The 1,838-nt window shown below is 65.9% G+C and carries 1 protein-coding gene and 1 riboswitch; the gene reads right to left on the bottom strand.

Going from position 1 to position 1,838, the window contains the following annotated elements; genetic code table 11:
• Positions 1 to 1,414, bottom strand: a 1,414-nt coding sequence (locus tag O5O46_RS34895; RefSeq protein ID WP_269859704.1) for an NRAMP family divalent metal transporter, incomplete at its 3' end; no start/stop codon positions are given.
• Between the two features lie 302 nt (positions 1,415 to 1,716).
• Positions 1,717 to 1,838, bottom strand: a riboswitch (M-box (ykoK) riboswitch). This riboswitch is flagged as partial in the annotation.

Below are 1,838 nucleotides of genomic sequence, written 5' to 3'. Positions count from 1 at the left end.
CCACTCCGCAGGCGGCCATGATGTCCATGATCGCGCCCGCGGTGATGTCCGGGAAGAGCACGGAGGCGGTCAGGATGATCGACAGCGTGACCAGCACGCCGACCACGGCCGTGGTGAAGGCGTTGGTCTTGGCCCCGTTGACCCACGGGCCGAGGACGGCCTTGTCGTTGCACAACAGGAGCAAGAAGACCGAGGCGGACGGCAACAGCACACCAGCCAGCGTCTGCACACCCTCGGTCAACAACCCCAACGGCGAGCCCGGAATCAACACGATCGCCGCAGCCGCGGCCACCAACCCCGCGTACACGGCGTAAAAGCCCTTGGCCCCCTTGACCCCGCGGTGCAGCGAGTGCCTCATCCCGAACACATCACCGATCGCGTACGCCGTCGACAACGACACCGCGAACGCACCGATGATCGAGGCGTCCAGCAGCGCGATCGCGAACAACACCCCCACCAGCTTGCCCGCATGCGCCTGCAGACCGGTGGCGATCGCACCCGCGTCGGAGAAGTTCCCAAAGCCCCTGGTCCCCGCGAACGCCGCGGCGGTGAAACCCATCATCGCGGCGGCACCCACGACCACCACCGCGATACCGATCCACAAGTCCGCCTTCTCATACCGCATGAACCGCGGCGTGATCCGCTTGTCGATCACATACGACTGCTGGAAGAACAACTGCCAGGGCGCCACCGTGGTACCGACGATCCCGATGATCAGCAGCATCACCGTCGCCAGCCCGCCCGACCCACCCGGCATCGTGGGCACCACGAAGTCATGCGCCATCCGCGAAGCCGCCGGATGCACCATGAAGTAGATCGGCACCAGCAGCAGCGACGCCGCACACAAGAAGATCGCGATCCGCTCGAACCGGCGAAACGACCCGGTGAACGCCGACGCGACGATGACCGCCGCCGCCAACACCACCGACGCCGCCTTCGGCAACCCCAGATACCCGGCCGCCAGCGTGATCCCGATGAACTCGGTCACCAACGTCAACGCGTTCAGCAAGAACAGGTCGATGACCGAGAACGCGCCCCAGAACCTGCCGAACCGCTCCAGAATCAACCGGGCATGCCCCACACCGGTGACCGCGCCCAAACGCAGCACCATCTCCTGGTTCACATACAGCACGGGTACCAGCAGCAGCAGCGTCCACAGCAACTTGGTGCCGTAGTTCTGCCCCGCCTGCCCATAGGTGGCGAACGCACCCGCGTCATTGTCACCGACCATGACGATCAGGCCAGGACCCACGATCGCCAACAACGTCTTCAACTTCGCCGACAAACCCAACCGCGGCGCGGTGTCATCCAAACGAATAGTGCCAAGCGCACCACGGATGTCGCCGACATGCGCGTCGTCAAGAACCGCGGGGCGCGCGATCTGCTCGGCAGCGGTCTCGGTGATGGTGGTCATTACGGGCCTCCCAGGCCCCCTTTGGGGGCTTCGCTAGGGGGCACGCAGCAGCGATCCCCCCTGCGAGCGCACGCCGAACCGCGGCCGAGCGGCACAAGGCCGTACGGGACCGCGATCAGTGGTGCTGTGGTGCGCGCAGGGGAGGTGGTTACCGCGTGCCGGAGGTCAACGAGGACAAGCGGATTCGGGGCCGACTATGGCCCGGACTACTGCTACTGCAATCCATGTCTCTCGCCTCCTCCCGGCCGGGGCGCAGAGCGCCGTACGGACTCGGCAAGGAGCGGACCAGCCCGATACGGCTGGTTCACCCCAACTCGTCAGAGCTTTGGCACTCCACGGCGTGTCCCGCCAGAAGCGGGAAGCCACTTGGGGTCACCCCTTAACTCGGGGAGACCTGTCCTGATCCGGAGCGTCTCTCGACGGG

The sequence above is a fragment of the Streptomyces sp. RPT161 genome (genome assembly GCF_027533845.1).
Classification (GTDB): Bacteria; Actinomycetota; Actinomycetes; order Streptomycetales; family Streptomycetaceae; genus Streptantibioticus_A; species Streptantibioticus_A silvisoli_A.
This window is presented reverse-complemented; position numbering and strand designations above follow the sequence as displayed.